Source organism: Pseudomonas serbiensis (assembly GCF_030580745.1).
Taxonomy (GTDB): Bacteria; Pseudomonadota; Gammaproteobacteria; order Pseudomonadales; family Pseudomonadaceae; genus Aquipseudomonas; species Aquipseudomonas serbiensis.
This window is the reverse complement of sequence record NZ_JAUQOO010000031.1, coordinates 1-19,582: the sequence shown is the minus strand read 5'-3', so window position 1 is coordinate 19,582 and position 19,582 is coordinate 1. Positions and strand designations below refer to the sequence as shown.

The following is a 19,582-nucleotide window of genomic DNA, read 5'->3' as shown; positions in this document are numbered from 1 at the left end:
CGCCCGTTAAAAGGAGGCGCAATTCTATAGACGAGCTAACAGAGTGTCAACCCAATAAAAAAGCCCCCGCAAGCGGAGGCTTTTTCTTGAATCAACGCTTAAGCGATGATTTTGGCTACGACGCCAGCGCCGACGGTACGACCGCCTTCACGGATAGCGAAACGCAGACCGTCTTCCATTGCGATTGGCTTGATCAGGGTAACGGAAACTTTCACGTTATCACCTGGCATTACCATCTCAACGCCTTCCGGCAGTTCGCAGCTACCAGTTACGTCGGTAGTACGGAAGTAGAACTGTGGACGGTAGCCTTTGAAGAACGGAGTGTGACGACCGCCTTCTTCTTTGCTCAGAACGTAGATTTCAGCTTCGAACTGAGTGTGCGGCTTGACGGTGCCTGGCTTGACCAGAACCTGGCCACGCTCAACGTCGTCACGCTTGGTGCCACGCAGCAGAACGCCGCAGTTCTCACCAGCACGGCCTTCGTCCAGCAGCTTGCGGAACATCTCAACGCCAGTGCAAGTAGTTTTGGTAGTGTCGCGCAGACCTACGATTTCTACTTCTTCCTGGATCTTGATGATGCCACGCTCAACACGACCAGTTACAACAGTACCGCGACCGGAGATCGAGAATACGTCTTCGATTGGCATCAGGAACGGCTTGTCGATAGCGCGCTCAGGCTCTGGGATGTAGCTGTCCAGAGTCTCAACCAGCTTCTTGACAGCCGAAGTACCCATTTCGTTGTCGTCTTGGCCGTTCAGAGCCATCAGAGCCGAACCGATGATGATCGGAGTGTCGTCGCCCGGGAAGTCGTAAGTGCTCAGCAGATCGCGCACTTCCATCTCAACCAGTTCCAGCAGCTCAGCGTCGTCAACCATGTCAGCCTTGTTCAGGAAGACAACGATGTACGGAACGCCAACCTGACGGGACAGCAGGATGTGCTCACGAGTTTGTGGCATCGGACCATCAGCAGCCGAACAAACCAGGATAGCGCCGTCCATCTGAGCAGCACCAGTGATCATGTTTTTTACGTAGTCAGCGTGACCTGGGCAGTCAACGTGTGCGTAGTGACGCACGGACGAATCGTATTCAACGTGAGCGGTGTTGATGGTGATACCACGAGCTTTCTCTTCCGGGGCGCTGTCGATCTTGTCGAAGTCAACCTTTGCGGAACCGAAAACTTCGGAGCAAACGCGAGTCAGAGCAGCGGTCAGAGTGGTTTTACCGTGGTCAACGTGACCGATGGTGCCAACGTTGACGTGCGGTTTGTTACGTTCAAATTTTTCTTTAGCCACGACAGTGAACTCCTAGCCTAAAGGGGCTGAATCAGCCTTGTTTTTTAACGATAGCTTCGACGACATTCGACGGAGCTTCGGAGTATTTGGAGAATTCCATAGAGTAGCTCGCGCGACCCTGAGACATGGAGCGGACGTCGGTTGCATAACCGAACATCTCACCCAACGGAACTTCGGCGCGGATAACCTTGCCGGAAACCGTATCTTCCATACCCTGGATCAGACCACGACGACGGTTCAGGTCACCCATCACGTCACCCATGTAGTCCTCAGGTGTTACAACTTCAACCTTCATGATCGGCTCAAGAACAACACCGCCACCTTTGGTAGCCAGTTGCTTGGTCGCCATGGAGGCCGCCACCTTGAACGCCATCTCGTTGGAGTCGACGTCGTGGTAAGAACCATCGAAAACGGTAGCCTTCAGGCCGATCAGCGGATAGCCGGCAACAACACCGTTCTTCATCTGCTCTTCGATACCCTTCTGGATAGCCGGGATGTATTCCTTAGGAACAACACCACCCACTACTTCGTTCACGAATTGCAGACCTTCCTGACCTTCATCAGCAGGGGCAAAACGGATCCAGCAATGGCCAAACTGACCACGACCGCCGGACTGACGAACGAACTTGCCTTCGATCTCACAAGCCTTCGTGATCTTCTCACGATAGGAAACCTGTGGTTTACCGATGTTGGCTTCGACGTTGAACTCACGGCGCATCCGGTCAACCAGGATGTCCAGGTGCAATTCGCCCATGCCAGAGATGATCGTTTGACCAGTCTCTTCATCAGTCTTGACGCGGAAAGACGGGTCTTCCTGAGCAAGTTTGCCCAGAGCGATACCCATTTTTTCCTGGTCATCCTTGGTTTTTGGCTCAACGGCAACCGAAATAACCGGCTCCGGGAAGTCCATGCGAACCAGGATGATTGGCTTTTCAGCGGAGCAGAGGGTATCACCAGTGGTGACGTCCTTCATGCCAATCAGGGCCGCGATGTCGCCAGCGCGTACTTCCTTGATCTCTTCACGGGTGTTTGCGTGCATTTGCACCATACGACCCACGCGCTCTTTCTTGCCTTTTACCGAGTTGATAACGCCGTCGCCGGAGCTCAACACGCCCGAGTAAACGCGAGCAAAGGTCAAGGTACCCACGAATGGGTCGGTAGCGATCTTGAACGCCAGAGCCGAGAACGGCTCGTTGTCGTCTGCATGACGCTCCATCTCAACAGTCTCGTCATCCGGATCGGAACCCTTGATGGCAGGAATGTCGACTGGCGCCGGCAGGTAGTCGATAACGGCGTCGAGAACCAGGGGAACACCCTTGTTCTTGAAGGAAGAACCGCAAACAGCAAGAACGATTTCACCAGCGATTGTACGCTGACGCAGTGCGCCCTTGATTTCCTCGATGGAAAGCTCTTCGCCCTCGAGGTACTTGTTCATCAGCTCTTCGCTGGCTTCAGCAGCAGCTTCAACCATGTTGCTGCGCCACTCTTCAGCCAATTCCTGCAGCTCAGCAGGGATCGCTTCGCGACGAGCAGCCATACCCTTGTCAGCATCATCCCAGTAAACAGCTTCCATGGTCATCAGATCGATCTGACCCTGGAAATTGTCTTCTGCACCGATAGCCAACTGGATTGGCACTGGAGTGTGACCCAGACGCTGCTTGATCTGACCGATCACGCGCAGGAAGTTCGCACCAGCACGGTCCATCTTGTTTACATAAACAAGACGCGGAACGCCGTATTTGTTGGCTTGACGCCATACGGTTTCCGACTGAGGCTCAACGCCCGAAGTACCGCAGAAAACCACGACAGCACCGTCGAGAACACGCAGCGAACGCTCTACTTCAATAGTGAAGTCAACGTGGCCGGGGGTATCGATGATGTTGAAGCGATACTTGTCGAATTGCTTGGCAGAACCAGCCCAGAAGGCTGTGGTTGCAGCGGAAGTAATGGTAATACCCCGCTCCTGCTCTTGCACCATCCAGTCCATGGTCGCGGCGCCATCATGCACCTCGCCCATCTTGTGGTTTACGCCAGTGTAAAAAAGGACGCGCTCGGTGGTCGTGGTTTTACCAGCATCCACGTGAGCAACGATACCGATGTTACGGTAGCGGTTAATCGGAGTAGTACGAGCCATAAAGCCCTCGCAAAATTAGTGACGCCGGAATTAGAAGCGGTAGTGCGAGAAAGCTTTGTTAGCTTCAGCCATACGGTGCACGTCTTCACGCTTCTTAACTGCAGCACCTTTACCTTCAGCGGCGTCCAACAGTTCGCCAGCCAAACGCAGAGCCATAGACTTTTCGCCACGCTTGCGCGCGAAGTCTACCAGCCAGCGCATTGCCAATGCATTACGACGGGACGGACGAACTTCAACCGGAACCTGGTAAGTAGCACCGCCTACACGGCGCGACTTCACTTCGACCAGCGGAGCGATGGCGTCGAGAGCTTTCTCGAAGATTTCCAGGGGGTCGCTGTTCTTGCGTTCTTTAACCTTGTCCAGCGCGCCATAAACGATACGCTCGGCAACGGCTTTCTTGCCGCTTTCCATCACGTGGTTCATGAACTTGGCCAGGATTTGGCTTCCGTATTTTGGATCGTCAAGCACTTCGCGCTTGGCTGCTACGCGTCTTCTTGGCATGGATAAGCCCTCAAACGGTCTTCAGGTTAGCTCGGAACCACCATCCCCAGAGGAATGCGTCCGACCTTACTCTTATCGACTCAGAAAAATAGAAATCTGCAAATTCAAACAGAAGCCTAATACTACTTAGGCTTCTTGGTACCGTATTTCGAGCGACCCTGGTTACGACCTTTAACGCCGGAAGTATCCAAAGAACCACGAACGGTGTGATAACGAACACCTGGTAAGTCTTTTACACGACCGCCACGGATCAGTACCACGCTGTGTTCTTGCAGGTTGTGACCTTCACCACCGATGTACGAGGAAACCTCGAAACCGTTGGTCAGGCGCACACGGCAGACTTTACGCAATGCCGAGTTAGGTTTTTTCGGCGTGGTGGTATACACACGAGTGCACACACCGCGACGTTGCGGGCAGTTCTGCAGCGCAGGCACGTCGGATTTCTCGACGATACGCTTACGCGGCTGACGTACCAGCTGGTTGATAGTTGCCATCTACTAGCTCCACTGTTGTCTTGCGACGCTATTGTCTTACAAGAAAAGCAAATGACAGGGCGCAAGCCCCGCCAAATTTAGGGGTACAAGAGTCTAAAGAGGATCCTGCCCCCAGTCAAGACAAAGCCCCGACCTCTTCCTCCAGCGACCACAGCTGAATACTGTGGCTGCCGGAGGAAAATGCCGAGGCTTTACTCTTAATTACCGCTGGAGTTCAACGCTTCAGTCAGAGCGGCTTCTACTTCGCTCGCACTGACACGCAACGGCTTGTCGATATCACGGCGACGCTTACGCTCGCTGTGGTACGCCAGACCGGTACCAGCCGGGATCAGACGACCCACGACTACGTTTTCCTTCAGGCCGCGCAGGTAGTCACGCTTGCCGGTCACTGCCGCTTCGGTCAGTACGCGGGTTGTCTCCTGGAAGGAGGCCGCGGAGATGAACGACTCGGTGGACAGGGAAGCTTTGGTGATACCCAGCAATACACGAGTGAACTTGGAGACAAACTTGTCTTCCGTGCTCAGACGCTCGTTCTCTACCAGAACGTGAGTCAGCTCCATCTGGTCGCCCTTGATGAAACTGGAATCGCCAGACTCGGCGATCTCAACTTTACGCAGCATCTGACGCAGAATGGTCTCGATGTGCTTGTCGTTGATCTTCACGCCTTGCAGACGATAAACGTCCTGGATCTCGTTGACGATGTACTTGGCGAGAGCGCTGACACCCAACAGACGCAGGATGTCGTGCGGATCGCTAGGACCGTCGGAAATAACTTCACCACGGTTGACCTGCTCACCCTCGAAGACGTTCAGGTGACGCCATTTCGGGATCAGCTCTTCGTACGGATCGCTACCGTCGTTCGGGGTGATGACCAGGCGACGCTTGCCCTTGGTCTCTTTACCGAACGCGATGGTACCGCTGACTTCAGCAAGGATCGACGCCTCTTTCGGACGACGAGCTTCGAACAAGTCGGCAACACGCGGCAGACCACCGGTGATGTCACGGGTCTTGGAAGTTTCTTGCGGAATACGAGCGATAACATCACCGATCGCGATCTGCGCACCGTCCGCCACGCCGACCAGGGCGTTGGCTGGCAGGAAGTACTGAGCCGGTACGTCGGTACCTGGCAGCAGCAGATCCTTGCCATCCAGACCAACCATCTTCACGGCAGGACGAATGTCTTTACCGGCAGCTGGACGGTCCTTGGCATCAAGAACTTCAATGTTGGTCATACCGGTCAATTCGTCTGTCTGACGCTTGATCGTGATGCCTTCTTCCATGCCCACGTAGGTCACGGTACCTTTCATTTCGGTAACGATTGGGTGGGTGTGCGGATCCCACTTGGCCACGATCGAACCAGCGTCGACCTTATCGCCTTCCTTCACCGAAATCACAGCACCGTAAGGCAGCTTGTAACGCTCACGCTCACGACCGAAGTCATCAGCGATGGCCAGCTCACCGGAACGCGACACGGCAACCAGGTGACCATCCACTCGCTCAACGTGTTTCAGGTTGTGCAGGCGAACAGTACCGCCGTTCTTGACCTGAACGCTGTCAGCAGCGGAGGTCCGGCTTGCAGCACCACCGATGTGGAACGTACGCATTGTCAGCTGGGTACCAGGCTCACCGATCGACTGAGCAGCGATTACGCCGACAGCTTCACCGATGTTGACCTGATGACCACGAGCCAGGTCACGACCGTAGCACTTGGCACAGATGCCGTAGCGGGTTTCGCAGCTGATTGGCGAGCGAACGATAACTTCGTCGATGCTGTTCAGCTCGATGAACTCTACCCACTTCTCATCTACCAGCGTACCGGCAGGAACGATGACGTCTTCGGTACCCGGCTTGAATACGTCACGGGCGATAACTCGACCCAGAACGCGCTCACCCAGAGGCTCAACAACGTCACCGCCTTCAATGTGCGGAGTCATCAGCAGGCCATGTTCGGTACCGCAATCAACTTCGGTAACGACCAGATCCTGGGCAACGTCTACCAGACGACGAGTCAGGTAACCGGAGTTCGCGGTTTTCAACGCGGTATCCGCAAGACCTTTACGAGCACCGTGAGTCGAGATGAAGTACTGAAGTACGCTCAAGCCTTCACGGAAGTTCGCAGTGATCGGCGTCTCGATGATCGAGCCGTCCGGCTTGGCCATCAGACCACGCATACCGGCCAGCTGACGGATCTGGGCAGCAGAACCCCGGGCACCGGAGTCAGCCATCATGTACATCGAGTTGAACGATTCCTGGTCAACAGTCTCACCGTGACGGTCGACAACCTTCTCTTTCGAGAGGTTCGACATCATCGCCTTGGAGACTTCATCGTTGGCCTTGGACCAGAGGTCGATCACCTTGTTGTACTTCTCGCCCTGAGTTACCAGGCCCGAGGCGTACTGACTTTCGATCTCTTTAACTTCTTCGGTAGCAGCATCGATGATGCGAGCTTTTTCATCCGGGATAACGAAGTCGTTAACACCGATCGAAACACCCGAAATGGTCGAATAGGCAAAACCGGTATACATCAGCTGGTCAGCGAAAATAACGGTCTCTTTCAGACCAACCACGCGGTAGCACTGGTTGATCAGCTTGGAGATCGCCTTTTTCTTCATCGGCTGGTTGACGACGTCATAGGACAGGCCGGCCGGAACTACCTGGAACAGCAACGCACGGCCGACAGTGGTGTCGACGATACGGGTGTTCTTGACGCTGCCGCCATCACGATCGTTGACCGTTTCATGGATACGGACTTTCACCTTGGCGTGCAGAGCAGCTTCGCCGGCGCGGAATACGCGGTCGACTTCCTGCAGATCCGCAAACACACGACCTTCGCCCTTGGCGTTGATCGCTTCACGAGTCATGTAGTACAGACCCAATACAACGTCCTGCGAAGGAACGATGATTGGCTCACCGTTCGCTGGCGAAAGGATGTTGTTGGTCGACATCATCAGCGCACGCGCTTCAAGCTGGGCTTCCAGCGTCAGCGGTACGTGAACAGCCATCTGGTCGCCGTCGAAGTCGGCGTTGTACGCAGCACAGACCAGCGGGTGCAGCTGGATAGCCTTACCTTCGATCAGAACCGGTTCAAACGCCTGGATACCCAGACGGTGAAGAGTTGGCGCACGGTTGAGCAGGACCGGGTGTTCGCGGATCACTTCAGCGAGAACGTCCCAAACCTCTGGCAGCTCGCGCTCGACCATTTTCTTGGCAGCTTTGATGGTCGTAGCCAGGCCACGCATTTCCAGCTTGCCGAAAATGAACGGCTTGAACAGCTCGAGAGCCATTTTCTTAGGCAGACCGCACTGGTGCAGACGCAGGGTCGGACCAACGGTAATTACCGAACGACCAGAGTAGTCAACACGCTTACCGAGCAAGTTCTGACGGAAACGACCCTGCTTACCCTTGATCATGTCAGCCAGGGATTTCAGAGGACGCTTGTTGGAACCGGTGATTGCACGACCGCGACGGCCGTTGTCGAGCAGCGCATCGACAGCTTCCTGCAACATACGCTTTTCGTTGCGCACGATGATGTCCGGAGCAGACAGATCCAGCAGGCGCTTCAAACGGTTGTTACGGTTGATCACTCGACGATACAGATCGTTGAGGTCGGAAGTCGCGAAACGACCGCCATCCAGCGGAACCAATGGACGCAGATCTGGCGGCAGAACCGGCAGAACGGTCAGAACCATCCACTCAGGCAGGTTGCCCGAGCCCTGGAAGGCTTCCATCAGCTTCAGACGCTTGGAAAGCTTCTTGATTTTGGTTTCGGAGTTGGTTTGCGGAATTTCTTCACGCAGACGGCCAATCTCGTGCTCCAGATCGATAGCGTGCAGCAGTTCACGGACAGCTTCAGCACCCATGCGGGCATCGAAATCATCACCGAACTCTTCCAGCGCTTCAAAGTACTGCTCGTCGTTCAGCAACTGACCTTTTTCAAGGGTAGTCATGCCCGGATCGATAACGACATAGCTCTCGAAATAGAGAACGCGCTCGATATCACGCAGGGTCATGTCCATCAGCAGGCCGATACGGGACGGCAGGGACTTCAGGAACCAGATGTGGGCAACCGGCGAAGCCAGCTCGATGTGAGCCATACGCTCACGACGAACTTTTGCCAGTGCAACTTCAACGCCGCACTTCTCGCAGATGACGCCACGGTGCTTCAGGCGCTTGTACTTTCCGCACAAGCACTCGTAATCCTTGACCGGGCCAAAGATCTTGGCGCAGAACAGACCGTCACGCTCAGGCTTGAACGTACGGTAGTTGATGGTTTCCGGCTTTTTAACTTCACCGAACGACCACGAGCGGATCATCTCAGGCGACGCCAACCCGATACGGATCGCGTCAAACTCTTCGACTTGACCCTGGTTTTTCAGCAAATTCAGTAGGTCTTTCAAGGCTTTCCCTCCTGGCGGAGCAGGGAGCGGGCCATACGGCACCACTCCCGATTCGCGTCACGTGTTATTCGGTTTCCAGATCGATATCGATACCGAGCGAACGGATTTCTTTGATCAACACGTTGAAGGACTCGGGCATGCCCGGCTCCATACGGTGATCGCCGTCCACGATGTTTTTGTACATCTTGGTACGACCGTTCACATCGTCCGACTTCACTGTGAGCATTTCTTGCAGAGTGTACGCTGCGCCGTATGCTTCCAGCGCCCACACTTCCATCTCCCCGAAACGCTGACCACCGAACTGCGCCTTACCACCCAGCGGCTGCTGGGTAACCAGGCTGTAAGAACCAGTGGAACGCGCGTGCATCTTGTCGTCCACCAAGTGGTTCAGCTTCAGCATGTACATGTAGCCAACTGTTACAGCGCGCTCAAACTTGTTGCCGGTACGACCGTCAAACAGTTGCATCTGGCCGCTTTCTGGCATGTCTGCCAGTTTGAGCATTGCCTTGATTTCACGCTCTTTGGCACCGTCGAAAACCGGAGTAGCCATAGGTACGCCATTGCGAAGGTTCTTCGCGAGATCCTGGATTTCCTTGTCGGAGAGGTCATCCAGACTTTCCTGGCGACCGCCGATTTCGTTGTAGATCTCGTTGAGGAACTTGCGCAACTCAGCAACTTTACGCTGTTCTTCGAGCATGCGATTGATCTTCTCGCCCAGACCTTTGGCCGCAAGGCCCAGGTGGGTTTCGAGAATCTGACCAACGTTCATACGCGAAGGTACGCCCAGCGGGTTGAGGACGATATCCACAGGTGTGCCGTTGGCATCGTGCGGCATATCTTCAACCGGCATGATCACGGAGACCACACCCTTGTTACCGTGGCGACCGGCCATCTTGTCGCCCGGCTGGATGCGACGACGGATTGCCAGGTAGACCTTGACGATTTTCAGAACGCCTGGAGCAAGGTCATCACCCTGCTGCAGCTTGCGTTTCTTGTCTTCAAACTTGTCATCGAGCAGGCGACGACGATCAACGATGTAAGCCTGGGCTTTCTCAAGCTGCTCGTTCAGAGCATCTTCAGCCATGCGCAGCTTGAACCACTGACCATGCTCAAGACCGTCGAGAACTTCATCGGTGATTTCCTGACCTTTCTTCAGGCCAGCACCGCCTTCAACTACGCGACCAACCAGAGCAGCACGCAGACGCTCGAAAGTAGCGCCTTCGACGATACGGAACTCTTCGTTCAGATCCTTGCGGATCTCGTCGAGTTGCGACTTCTCGATGGACAGTGCGCGAGCGTCACGCTCAACACCATCACGGGTGAAGACCTGTACGTCGATGACAGTACCCTTGGTACCGGTAGGTACGCGCAGGGAAGTGTCTTTAACGTCGCTGGCTTTCTCACCGAAGATGGCGCGCAGCAGTTTTTCTTCTGGAGTCAGCTGGGTTTCACCTTTAGGGGTGACCTTGCCTACCAGAATATCGCCAGCGCCTACTTCAGCACCGACATAAACGATACCGGCTTCGTCCAGCTTGTTCAGAGCAGCTTCACCCACGTTCGGGATGTCAGCCGTGATTTCCTCTGGGCCAAGCTTGGTGTCACGAGCAACGCAAGTCAGTTCCTGGATATGGATCGTGGTGAAACGATCTTCCTGAACTACACGCTCGGACAGACAGATGGAGTCCTCGAAGTTGAAACCGTTCCAGGCCATGAACGCGATGCGCATGTTCTGACCCAGAGCCAGTTCACCCATATCGGTGGACGGACCGTCAGCCATGATGTCGCTGCGCTGAACGCGATCACCCTTGCTCACCAGCGGACGCTGGTTGATGCAGGTGTTCTGGTTGGAGCGGGTGTACTTGGTCAGGTTGTAGATATCTACACCCGCCTCGCCCGTTTCAACTTCGTCATCGGCAACACGCACAACGATGCGGCTTGCATCAACCGAGTCGATCACACCGCCACGACGAGCCACGACACAAACGCCGGAGTCACGGGCAACGTTGCGCTCCATGCCGGTACCGACCAGCGGCTTGTCGGCACGCAGGGTTGGTACAGCCTGACGCTGCATGTTCGAACCCATCAACGCACGGTTGGCGTCGTCGTGCTCGAGGAACGGAATCAGGGAAGCTGCGACCGAAACTACCTGCTTGGGCGAAACGTCCATCAGGGTTACGTCGGCAGGCGCCTTGACGGTGAATTCATTCAGGTGACGAACGGCTACCAGCTCGTCAATCAGTTCCTGCTTGTCGTTCATTGCGGCCGAAGCCTGTGCAATGACGTGGTCCGCTTCTTCGATTGCCGAAAGGAAAACGATTTCGTCGGTTACCAGACCTTCCTTCACAACACGGTACGGGCTCTCAAGGAAACCATACTGGTTGGTACGGGCATAGGCTGCCAGGGAGTTGATCAGGCCGATGTTCGGACCTTCCGGTGTTTCAATCGGACATACGCGACCATAGTGAGTCGGGTGTACGTCACGAACTTCAAAGCCGGCGCGCTCACGAGTCAGACCACCAGGGCCGAGTGCAGAAACACGACGCTTGTGGGTAATCTCGGAAAGCGGGTTGTTCTGGTCCATGAACTGGGAAAGCTGGCTGGAACCGAAGAACTCCTTGACTGCCGCTGCGACAGGCTTGGCGTTGATCAGGTCCTGAGGCATCAGGCCTTCACTTTCTGCCATGGACAGACGTTCTTTGACAGCACGCTCTACGCGGACCAGACCGACACGGAACTGGTTCTCGGCCATTTCGCCAACGCAACGAACACGACGGTTACCGAGGTGGTCGATGTCATCGACAATGCCTTTACCGTTACGGATGTCGACGAGAGTCTTCAGAACGGCAACGATGTCTTCTTTGCACAGTACGCCCGAACCTTCGATCTCGGTGCGACCGATACGACGGTTAAACTTCATGCGACCTACAGCAGACAGATCGTAGCGCTCTGGGCTGAAGAACAGGTTGTTGAACAGTGTTTCAGCGGCATCTTTGGTTGGTGGCTCACCAGGACGCATCATGCGATAGATTTCGACCAGGGCTTCCAGTTGGTTGCCGGTGGAGTCGATCTTCAATGTGTCGGAGATGAACGGACCGCAATCGATGTCGTTCGTGTACAGAGTCTCGATCCGGACAACCTGGGCCTTGGCGATTTTTGCCAGGATTTCGGTGTTCAGTTCGGTGTTGCATTCAGCGATGATTTCACCAGTCGCAGGATGCACGATGACCTTGGCGGTAGTGCGGCCCAGGACGTAGTCCAGTGGCACTTCCAGCTCTTTGATCCCGGCTTTTTCCAGCTGATTGATGTGACGAGCGGTAATACGGCGACCTTGCTCGACAATAACCTTGCCGTTGCCATCCTGGATATCGAGGACAGCAATTTCACCACGCAGGCGCTGAGGCACCAGCTCCAGGCTCAGGCTTTCACCGCGAACATGGAAAACGTTGGTGGTGTAGAACGCATCAAGCACTTGCTCGGTTGTATAACCAAGGGCGCGCAGCAATACGGAAGCAGGCAGCTTGCGACGACGGTCGATACGGACGAATACGCAGTCTTTCGGATCGAACTCGAAGTCCAGCCACGAACCACGGTAAGGAATGATGCGAGCGGAGTACAGCAGCTTGCCGGAGCTATGCGTCTTGCCACGATCGTGGTCGAAGAATACGCCTGGCGAACGGTGAAGCTGGGACACGATTACACGCTCGGTACCGTTGATTACGAAGGTACCGTTCTCAGTCATCAGGGGGATTTCACCCATGTAGACTTCTTGCTCTTTGATGTCCTTGATCGCTTTGTTCGACGACTCTTTGTCGAAAATGATCAGACGGACCTTGACTCGCAGAGGTACAGCGTAAGTCACACCGCGCAGCACGCACTCTTTGACATCAAATGCCGGTTCGCCCAAGCGATAACCTACATACTCCAGCGCAGCATTGCCGGAGTAGCTGATGATCGGGAAAACGGATTTGAAGGCTGCATGCAGACCGACGTCGCGGAACTGATCTTTGGTCGCTCCCGCCTGCAGGAATTCGCGATACGAATCCAGCTGGATGGCCAGTAGATACGGCACATCCATTACGTCCGGCAACTTGCTAAAGTCCTTGCGGATACGTTTTTTCTCAGTATATGAGTAAGCCATCAGCGTTCCCCAGCTTGGTCACCTGCTTGTTTGGCTCCCTCCCGACGGAAGCAGCCAGAAAATCGTGCAAACCCCTTGGTTTGCGCCACCATCTTGGTGGTACTTGCACGTTATGGACGCTGGCAAAGCCAATCGTCTGTAACGGAAAAAGGCCGGTGGCAAAAGCCACCAGCCATCAGCCTTTCGCTTAACGCGTGGGCTGGACGTTCAAAATCGATGCTTATTTCAGCTCGACTTTGGCGCCTGCTTCTTCCAGAGCAGCTTTGGCTTTGTCAGCAGCGTCTTTTGCTACTGCTTCCAGAACCAGGGCTGGAGCGCCGTCAACGACTGCCTTGGCTTCTTTCAGGCCCAGACCGGTCAGTTCACGAACAGCTTTAATTACGTTAACTTTCTTCTCGCCAGCTTCAACCAGCATGACGTTGAATTCGGTTTGCTCTTCAACAACAGCAGCAGCAACAGCTGGACCAGCCGAAGCAGCGGCAGCAGTTACGCCGAATTTTTCTTCGAAAGCTTTGATCAGCTCAACAACCTGCAGAACGGACATCTCGGCTACTGCGTTGAGGATATCGTCTTGAGAGATAGACATGAATCTAATTCCTGAATTGGGGGACGGCCTACGCGACCATCGAAATAAACAAAAATACGCGAGAGAAAATGCTCAGCCTTAGGCTGCGGCAGCTTCTTTCTGGTCGCGAACAGCCGCCAGAGTACGAGCCAATTTGCTGGTAGCGCCTTGAATCACGCTCATCAGCTGGGAAATTGCTTCGTCACGGGTCGGCAAGGTTGCCAGTACGTCGATCTGATTAGCTGCGAGGAACTTGCCCTCGAACGCAGCTGCCTTGATCTCGAACTTGTCCTGACCTTTCGCAAACTCTTTGAACAAACGCGCAGCAGCGCCTGGATGCTCGTTGGAGAATGCGATCAAGGTCGGGCCTGTGAACGCGTCATTGAGGACACTGTAATCAGTACCTTCAACAGCGCGCTTGAGCAGGGTGTTACGTACGACACGTACGTATACGCCAGCTTCACGAGCCTCTTTACGGAGTCCGGTCATTGCGCCTACTGTCACGCCACGGGCATCAGCCACGACAGCAGACAGAGCGACTTTGGCAGCCTCGTTGACTTCAGCGACGATGGCCTTCTTGTCTTCGAGTTTAATTGCCACGGGTTTAACTCCTGCTTGTTACCGTTTCATCTGGCCGGAGCCGGATGTCGTTTTGGTGTCTGATTCGGTAAGGAACCGGGAGCACCATCTGCGTAGGCTTGTGGTTTAAGACTTGCGTCGCCTACGGTCTTGGATAGCCCCCGCCAGGCAGGGACCCCAATTTTTAGTAACACAAAAATGTGTTACGTCTGTCTTACGCGTCCAGAGAACCCTGGTCGATGACCAGACCTGGGCCCATGGTGGTGCTCAGGGTAACGCGCTTGACATAAATGCCTTTCGAGGAAGCTGGCTTGATGCGCTTGAGATCAGCGATCAGAGCTTCAACGTTTTCCTTCAGCTTGACTGCGTCGAAACCGACCTTGCCAACGGAAGTGTGGATAATGCCGTTTTTGTCGGTGCGATAACGAACCTGACCAGCCTTGGCGTTCTTGACAGCGTTAGCGACGTCAGGAGTAACGGTACCGACTTTCGGGTTAGGCATCAGGCCACGTGGACCCAGAACCTGACCCAATTGACCAACAACGCGCATTGCATCAGGAGAAGCAATAACTACGTCGTAGTTCAGGTCGCCAGCTTTCATTTCGGCAGCCAGATCGTCCATACCAACGCGGTCAGCACCAGCAGCCAGAGCAGCTTCAGCAGCCGGGCCTTGGGTGAAGACAGCAACACGTACGGTTTTACCGGTACCGTGCGGCAGAACGGTTGCGCTACGAACAACCTGGTCAGACTTACGAGGGTCAACGCCCAGGTTAACAGCAACGTCTACAGACTCGCTGAACTTGACGGTAGACAGCTCGGTCAGCAGAGCAGCAGCGTCTACGAAGTTGTAGACCTTGCCAGCTTCCAGCTTGCTAGCGATTGCCTTTTGACGTTTGGTCAACTTAGCCATTACACACCCTCCACGTTAAGGCCCATGCTACGAGCGGAACCGGCGATGGTACGCACGGCCGCTTCCAGGTCTGCAGCTGTCAGATCAGCGCTTTTTGCTTTAGCGATGTCTTCCAGTTGAGCACGAGTCACGGTGCCAACTTTAACGGTGTTCGGGCGAGCCGAGCCGCTGGTCAAGCCTGCAGCTTTCTTCAGCAGAACAGAGGCAGGGGTACTTTTTGTTTCAAAAGTGAAGCTACGGTCGCTGTATACAGTGATGATCACTGGAGTCGGCAAGCCTGGCTCAAGACCCTGAGTACGGGCGTTGAATGCTTTACAGAATTCCATGATGTTCACACCGTGCTGACCCAGAGCAGGACCAACTGGCGGGCTAGGGTTAGCCTGAGCGGCTTTCACTTGCAGCTTGATGTATGCGGTTATCTTCTTGGCCATGAGGCACTCCAATTACGGGTTCAAACGCCAATAAAGGCTCCCCGGCTACTTACACGTATATCCCAGTGACGAAAAAACCCCACAGCCTTAGGCTGCGGGGTATGGGATTCCAGCTCAGTTATGCCTTTTCGACCTGACTGAACTCTAGTTCTACCGGAGTAGAACGTCCGAAAATGAGCACCGCCACTTGGATACGGCTCTTTTCGTAGTTAACTTCTTCGACCGTGCCATTAAAATCAGCAAACGGGCCGTCGGTGACGCGAACAACTTCACCTGGCTCGAACAGTGTTTTTGGCTTCGGCTTATCGCTGCCATCAGCAACGCGACGCAGAATTGCTTCTGCCTCTTTGTCGGTGATTGGAGCTGGCTTATCAGCAGTACCGCCGATGAAACCCATGACGCGAGGAGTGTCCTTGACCAAGTGCCAAGTACCCTCATTCATTTCCATCTGGACAAGCACATAACCTGGGAAGAATTTACGCTCGCTTTTGCGTTTCTGGCCATTACGCATCTCAACCACTTCTTCAGTGGGAACCAGAATTTCGCCGAAGCCATCTTCCATGCCTGCCAGCTTCACACGCTCGATCAACGAGCGCATTACATGCTTCTCGTAACCCGAGTAAGCATGCACTACGTACCAACGCTTAGCCACGGGACACCCTTAGCCAACTATCAAGGAAACAAGCCAGCCGAGCAGGGAGTCAAGCCCCCACAACAGCAACGCCATGACCAACACAACAGCCACCACAATCAAAGTGGTCTGCGTGGTCTCTTGGCGAGTAGGCCATACGACTTTACGGATCTCTGCGCGCGCTTCCTTTGCAAGAACAAAGAAGGCCTTGCCTTTTCCGGTTTGAAGAGCAACAAACGCAGCAACAGCAGCAATTGCCAGAAGCACAAGAACACGATACAGAATCGGGGCCGACGAGTAATACTGATTACCGACAACACCAACGACAACCAAAGCGACTACCAAGAGCCATTTCAGCGAGTCAAAGCGAGAGTCTGATGCTTCAGCCTTGGGATTCATCTACGGAGATCCTGTGAAAAGAAAGCCAGATTACATCTAGGGAATCTGGCAGGTCAGGAGGGAATCGAACCCCCAACCTACGGTTTTGGAGACCGTCGCTCTGCCAATTGAGCTACTGACCTAAAAGCAAAATCAGGCCGACCATTATGCGGACCCGACAAGAGTTTTTCAACACCTCATTCAGCCTCACCAGCAGATACTGCCGATAACACCGAAAGCTTCAAGCGCAACACATCAAGAGTGAAGCCACTTAAAACAAAGGCAGATATTTTCATATCTGCCTTTAGCAATGGAGCTCTTGAGCGGATTTGAACCGCTGACCTCACCCTTACCAAGGGTGTGCTCTACCAACTGAGCTACAAGAGCAAAACACTTTGCAAGAACCGCAAACATGGAGCGGGTAGCGGGAATCGAACCCGCATCATCAGCTTGGAAGGCTGAGGTTCTACCACTAAACTATACCCGCACAACTTGCAGCTCGCGCTAAATATGGTGGAGGGGGAAGGATTCGAACCTTCGAAGTCGTAGACGTCAGATTTACAGTCTGATCCCTTTGGCCGCTCGGGAACCCCTCCTAAGCGAGGCAGCATTCTCAATGCTTACTGCCCTTCTGTCAACCTTTTTCTCATTAAAAACCTGAGGTTACATGCGTTGACTACTGCTGCTTCACTTTCGAGGTTTGCACCTCACTGCGAAGCGGGCGCCATTCTATGCAAACTAATCTGCAGTTGCAATGCCTTCACAAGACATTATTTTGTTTTTTAATTGCGGGAAATCCTGGAGCAACTGATTGACGACAGCATCACCGACCAGACGTCGGCTCTCCGGTGAAATCCTGAGCCAATAGCCAGCTACACCAGCCGACGGCAAGACCTGAAACTGCGACTGTATATCCAGGCTATTGAGACGCTGCTCGACAGCACGCGCCTCCTCCTGACGCGGGAAGCCCCCTAGATAAAGACAGCTGGTTTCTGCCTCACGAGAGGCATGCCCCAGATCAGACTCACTGAGCAATCGAATATCCTGCTGGGGAGCACGGTACAACGACAGAGGAAGAACCTCCTTGGCACGCAAGGGAGCCTCCTGCTGATGCCAGATGTAGTAAAAGGCATTCAGCATCAACAGCAAAAGGAATAGCCAACGCATAAAAACCTCAGCGCAACGGACAGGCCAGAGCCAGGCCAACGAAAACCAGGTCTGGCACCACTCGAACATCAGCAAGCACATCCTCAACCAGCCCGGAGTCGCCGCCAGTTACGAAGACACAAAAATCATCCCCCCAATAGCTCCGCGCCAGATCGAGCTGCGTCAGGGCAAAGCCTCGCAACATCAAGGAGCAGCCCCGCTCCACCGCCTCAGAGGTTGCGCGCCCTGGAACAAAGCTGACCAACGCACGCTCCGCCGCCGCATCACCGTATCGAATACGTCGCGTGTGAGTGCGCAACTGGTTGCGCATCAACGGCATACCCGGACATATGAAGCCGCCCAGGTGCTGGCCGCCTGAATCCACGAAGTCGGAGGTAACAGCAGTGCCAAGATCAATGACCAGGCACGCCTTTCGGACAATATGATAAGCCCCGACGAAGGCAAGCCAGCGATCGAGCCCCAAACGCTCGTAATCGTCATAGCCATTCACAACACCTGCCAGCTCCTTCGCGGGAGCAGCACAGACAGGCTGAATCGCAAAGCCCTGAACAAGGGCAGAAACCAGCTTCTCAGTCTCTTCAGCGCTACGAACGCTGACCAGGCGACAGGCACTCAGTTTCAATCCAGGGAGGTGAAGCAAGTGCTCCAGCAGCGCGCTATCAGAATCCACGACACCACCAGCAAATCGCGCAACACCTCCCACATCAATTACACGCCATTTGATGAAGCTATTCCCACAGTCGAGTTCAAGTATCATCACGCAACCTCAGGCTGAGCTCACCACCACTAAAGCTTTTCTCCACGCCTCCTACATCGAGACGCAACGCACCAAGCACATCGACACCCAAGACAACACCCTCGACCACCTCGACACCAGAGAGCAGCGTAACAGCGCACCCCTGCCATAAATGCCCCTGCTCCCACTCAGCCTGAAACGCTGAAAATCCCTGCTCGCGGTGCAATGCGAGCAAAGCATCAAGCTTCTGGCTTAAACGGACAGCCAGGCCGTTGCGATCGGAAAGCGCACCAGTCTCCAGACGTAAAGATGTCCAGGATTGATCCACATCAGGAGAGGACTGCATGTTCACATTGACCCCGATCCCGATTACCACATGGCATACATCCGCGGGATCTCCGATCAGTTCAAGAAGAATACCGGCGATCTTGTGCTTACCTACAAGAACATCATTTGGCCATTTAAGCCCCGCCCCCTTGACCCCTGACTCACGCAAGACCTGCATGACAGCAAGCCCGACAAGCAAGCTAAGACCTTCAAGCTGGCGCATCCCGCCGTCAATACGTAACGCCAGGCTGTAATACAGGTTTTCACCAAAAGGGCTAACCCATTTACGACCACGCCGTCCTCTTCCAGCTATCTGCCTCTCTGCCAGGACAAGCATAGGCATAGCCGCTCCCTGACCAATCAGGCGGACCGCCTCGGCATTTGTAGAGTCGATTGAGCCGGCAACATGAACAGACCAGCCAGCAGGAAGCCCCATTTGCGATATGGAAGACGAGTCCAGAAGAGAGATAGGGTTGGCGAGCCGGTAACCACGGCCACGCACTTTATGCACCTCAACACCTAACTCAGCCTCAAGCTGTTGAAGCCGCTTCCAGACGGCGCTTCTGCTGACTCCGAGCACATCACCCAAAACCTGCCCCGAGTGAAACTCGCCATCAGCAAGAAGCCTTAACAAGGTCATCATGTAAATATCGCCTAGCAATGAGGCACGCATAATAGCCACGCAAGCCTGGGATGCATAGAAACGAAAAGGCGTTTTTCGATCCATAAAAGACAAAACCCCCACCTGCTTTCGCAGACGGGGGTTCTGAATTTTAATCTTGACGATGACCTACTCTCACATGGGGAAACCCCACACTACCATCGGCGATGCATCGTTTCACTACTGAGTTCGGGATGGGATCAGGTGGTTCCAATGCTCTATGATCGTCAAGAAATTCGGT

Annotated in this window: 15 protein-coding genes, 4 tRNA genes and 1 rRNA gene; all 20 read right to left on the bottom strand. The window is 54.4% G+C overall.

Going from position 1 to position 19,582, the window contains the following annotated elements; translation table 11 throughout:
- Positions 1-98: 98 nt before the first annotated feature.
- Complete coding sequence (tuf, locus tag Q6A51_RS25565; RefSeq protein WP_025262054.1) at positions 99-1,292, bottom strand: elongation factor Tu; 1,194 nt, start codon at positions 1,290-1,292, stop codon at positions 99-101.
- A 31-nt stretch (positions 1,293-1,323) separates the two neighbouring features.
- A complete protein-coding gene (gene fusA / locus Q6A51_RS25560) occupies positions 1,324-3,426 on the bottom strand; it encodes an elongation factor G (RefSeq protein WP_201007046.1) in 2,103 nt (700 codons plus the stop codon).
- A gap of 30 nt (positions 3,427-3,456) precedes the next feature.
- Positions 3,457-3,927, bottom strand: a complete 471-nt coding sequence (rpsG, locus tag Q6A51_RS25555; RefSeq protein WP_010490886.1) for a 30S ribosomal protein S7 — start codon at positions 3,925-3,927, stop codon at positions 3,457-3,459.
- A 122-nt stretch (positions 3,928-4,049) separates the two neighbouring features.
- Positions 4,050-4,421, bottom strand: coding sequence for a 30S ribosomal protein S12 (gene rpsL, locus Q6A51_RS25550; RefSeq protein ID WP_002555494.1), 372 nt, complete (start codon positions 4,419-4,421; stop codon positions 4,050-4,052).
- A gap of 197 nt (positions 4,422-4,618) precedes the next feature.
- The gene (rpoC, locus tag Q6A51_RS25545; RefSeq protein WP_122318495.1) at positions 4,619-8,818 is read right to left on the bottom strand and encodes a DNA-directed RNA polymerase subunit beta'; all 4,200 of its coding nucleotides are present in this window, start codon (positions 8,816-8,818) and stop codon (positions 4,619-4,621) included.
- 64 nt (positions 8,819-8,882) lie between these two features.
- Complete coding sequence (rpoB, locus tag Q6A51_RS25540; RefSeq protein ID WP_201007048.1) at positions 8,883-12,956, bottom strand: DNA-directed RNA polymerase subunit beta; 4,074 nt, start codon at positions 12,954-12,956, stop codon at positions 8,883-8,885.
- Between the two features lie 220 nt (positions 12,957-13,176).
- Positions 13,177-13,542, bottom strand: a complete 366-nt coding sequence (gene rplL / locus Q6A51_RS25535; RefSeq protein WP_201007050.1) for a 50S ribosomal protein L7/L12 — start codon at positions 13,540-13,542, stop codon at positions 13,177-13,179.
- Positions 13,543-13,620: 78 nt separating this feature from the next.
- A complete protein-coding gene (gene rplJ / locus Q6A51_RS25530; protein WP_122318493.1) occupies positions 13,621-14,121 on the bottom strand; it encodes a 50S ribosomal protein L10 in 501 nt (166 codons plus the stop codon).
- Positions 14,122-14,314: 193 nt separating this feature from the next.
- On the bottom strand, positions 14,315-15,010 hold the full coding sequence (gene rplA, locus Q6A51_RS25525; protein WP_122318492.1) for a 50S ribosomal protein L1: 696 nt from the start codon (positions 15,008-15,010) through the stop codon (positions 14,315-14,317).
- A complete protein-coding gene (rplK, locus tag Q6A51_RS25520) occupies positions 15,010-15,441 on the bottom strand; it encodes a 50S ribosomal protein L11 (protein ID WP_025262061.1) in 432 nt (143 codons plus the stop codon). The genes rplA and rplK overlap by 1 nt, the downstream gene beginning before the upstream one ends.
- 118 nt (positions 15,442-15,559) lie before the next feature.
- On the bottom strand, positions 15,560-16,093 hold the full coding sequence (gene nusG / locus Q6A51_RS25515) for a transcription termination/antitermination protein NusG (RefSeq protein WP_025262062.1): 534 nt from the start codon (positions 16,091-16,093) through the stop codon (positions 15,560-15,562).
- A 9-nt stretch (positions 16,094-16,102) separates the two neighbouring features.
- Positions 16,103-16,471 (bottom strand): preprotein translocase subunit SecE, encoded by a 369-nt coding sequence (gene secE / locus Q6A51_RS25510; protein WP_201007052.1) that lies wholly within the window; start codon positions 16,469-16,471, stop codon positions 16,103-16,105.
- Positions 16,472-16,517: 46 nt separating this feature from the next.
- Positions 16,518-16,593 (bottom strand) — tRNA-Trp (locus tag Q6A51_RS25505).
- A 168-nt stretch (positions 16,594-16,761) separates the two neighbouring features.
- Positions 16,762-16,837 (bottom strand) — tRNA-Thr (locus tag Q6A51_RS25500).
- Between the two features lie 26 nt (positions 16,838-16,863).
- Positions 16,864-16,937 (bottom strand) — tRNA-Gly (locus tag Q6A51_RS25495).
- A 24-nt stretch (positions 16,938-16,961) separates the two neighbouring features.
- Positions 16,962-17,046: transfer RNA gene (locus Q6A51_RS25490), tRNA-Tyr, on the bottom strand.
- Positions 17,047-17,188: 142 nt separating this feature from the next.
- A complete protein-coding gene (locus Q6A51_RS25485) occupies positions 17,189-17,617 on the bottom strand; it encodes a hypothetical protein (RefSeq protein ID WP_201018609.1) in 429 nt (142 codons plus the stop codon).
- Between the two features lie 7 nt (positions 17,618-17,624).
- Positions 17,625-18,374 (bottom strand): pantothenate kinase, encoded by a 750-nt coding sequence (locus tag Q6A51_RS25480; RefSeq protein WP_304576020.1) that lies wholly within the window; start codon positions 18,372-18,374, stop codon positions 17,625-17,627.
- Positions 18,364-19,323 carry a bifunctional biotin--[acetyl-CoA-carboxylase] ligase/biotin operon repressor BirA gene (gene birA, locus Q6A51_RS25475; protein WP_304576023.1) on the bottom strand — a complete coding sequence of 320 codons (960 nt, stop codon included), beginning with the start codon at positions 19,321-19,323 and terminating at the stop codon, positions 18,364-18,366. The genes Q6A51_RS25480 and birA overlap by 11 nt, the downstream gene beginning before the upstream one ends.
- A gap of 134 nt (positions 19,324-19,457) precedes the next feature.
- Positions 19,458-19,573 (bottom strand): 5S ribosomal RNA (rrf, locus tag Q6A51_RS25470).
- Positions 19,574-19,582 lie beyond the last annotated feature (9 nt).

Coding starts and splice junctions, on each gene's coding strand:
- rplK (WP_025262061.1), bottom strand. CDS start 15,441: ATGGCCAAGAAGATAACCGCATACATCAAGCTGCAAGTGAAAGCCGCT.
- Q6A51_RS25485 (WP_201018609.1), bottom strand. CDS start 17,617: ATGCGTTGGCTATTCCTTTTGCTGTTGATGCTGAATGCCTTTTACTAC.
- rplL (WP_201007050.1), bottom strand. CDS start 13,542: ATGTCTATCTCTCAAGACGATATCCTCAACGCAGTAGCCGAGATGTCC.
- rplA (WP_122318492.1), bottom strand. CDS start 15,010: ATGGCTAAGTTGACCAAACGTCAAAAGGCAATCGCTAGCAAGCTGGAA.
- Q6A51_RS25480 (WP_304576020.1), bottom strand. CDS start 18,374: ATGATACTTGAACTCGACTGTGGGAATAGCTTCATCAAATGGCGTGTA.
- fusA (WP_201007046.1), bottom strand. CDS start 3,426: ATGGCTCGTACTACTCCGATTAACCGCTACCGTAACATCGGTATCGTT.
- rpoB (WP_201007048.1), bottom strand. CDS start 12,956: ATGGCTTACTCATATACTGAGAAAAAACGTATCCGCAAGGACTTTAGC.
- birA (WP_304576023.1), bottom strand. CDS start 19,323: ATGATGACCTTGTTAAGGCTTCTTGCTGATGGCGAGTTTCACTCGGGG.
- rpsG (WP_010490886.1), bottom strand. CDS start 3,927: ATGCCAAGAAGACGCGTAGCAGCCAAGCGCGAAGTGCTTGACGATCCA.
- rpsL (WP_002555494.1), bottom strand. CDS start 4,421: ATGGCAACTATCAACCAGCTGGTACGTCAGCCGCGTAAGCGTATCGTC.
- secE (WP_201007052.1), bottom strand. CDS start 16,471: ATGAATCCCAAGGCTGAAGCATCAGACTCTCGCTTTGACTCGCTGAAA.